Origin of the sequence: Endozoicomonas sp. ONNA1, assembly GCF_024606325.1 — a bacterium.
Lineage (GTDB): Bacteria > Pseudomonadota > Gammaproteobacteria > Pseudomonadales > Endozoicomonadaceae > Endozoicomonas_A.
Genome location: NZ_JAHHPN010000707.1, coordinates 1 through 1222, shown reverse-complemented (window position 1 = coordinate 1222; position 1222 = coordinate 1). Strand labels below are relative to the sequence as shown.

At 49.8% G+C, this 1222-nt stretch carries 1 protein-coding gene; it reads right to left on the bottom strand.

All coding sequences use genetic code 11. The features are described 5' to 3' along the window. Window positions 1-1222, bottom strand: a 1222-nt coding sequence (locus KDK19_RS16585; RefSeq protein WP_257292400.1) for a WD40 repeat domain-containing protein, incomplete at both ends; no start/stop codon positions are given.

Sequence of the window (1222 nt, the reverse complement as noted above, 5' to 3'; positions counted from 1 at the left end):
TCGATCTTATAAATTCTCAGACGTTGGTCATCCCCCCCTGTTGCCAGCCATTTGCCGTTGTGGCTGTACTTAACGCTTCGGATATTGGCTTTCGAATCGGCCAGGATGTACTGGGGCTTAAATGAATTCCTGACTTCATAAATTCTGACCTTATCATCAAACCCCCCGGCTGCCAGCTGAGTGTCGTCGTGGTTGTAGTCGATACACAGAATTGAGCTTTTTGCATCCTGCAGGACGTGCAGAGGGGAGGTCGGATTCGTCCCGTTATAAATCCAAACCTTATCATCATTCCCACCGACCGCTATCTGGGTGCTGTTGTGGTTGTAGACAACGACCCATATATGGCCTTTTGGATCGGACAGAGTTTGCAGGGGCGAAGTCGGGATTTTCCCGTTATAAATCCTGACCTTCGCATCATTCCCCACGGTGGCCAGCCTGGTGCCGTCATGGTTGTAGTCGAGGCTCCGTACCTCGTATGGCAGGGCCAGGGTGTACAGGGGAGTGGTCGGATTCGTCCCGTTATAAGTTCTGACTTTTCTATCACGTCCCCCGGTCGCCAGCTGGGTGTCATTGTGATTGTACCTAACGATCCACACCCAGCTTTTACTATCGTGCATAACGTGCTCCAGAGCGTAACCATTCAGCACGTTGTAAAACCAGACCTTTCCTTCATCTCCCCCGACAGCCAACCGGCTGCCATCGTGATTGTAGTCAAGGGTCCTTACAAAGTCTTTCGGTTCGTTCAGGGAGTATAAGAGTTCGAGATCCCCCGAAGCATCTATGCCAAAGATTTGTACAGCCCCTGAATATGGACACTTGCTATCGTATACGTATGAGCCGGAACTTATTGCCACCGCTATGTGCTCATCGTTCCTGTTCCATGAAATACTATAAACCCTATGAGGCGGACAATGTCTTGTCAGACTAATGCCCGCAGGTGTTGGAGCAGTAAGTGTCGGCAACCTGTTTGGATCTATTTCAATGTCATGGATCAATTGAAGAGGTGTTCTTATGCCGCAGTCAAATGCCCCTCGTGTGCAATCAATTCCGTCCGGTAATCTTGGTGGCTCGAAGAAAGCTTTTGGAAAAGGTAAGTAGCCATAACGCCCGTTCCAGACATTACGATTGAAAGAGGTGGCGTTTGCGGCACCACCGGGGTCTGCAAACTCATTCAGGACGGTGGGGAACTGGTTATTTGCCTGTTTGGTACCATTTATTCGGA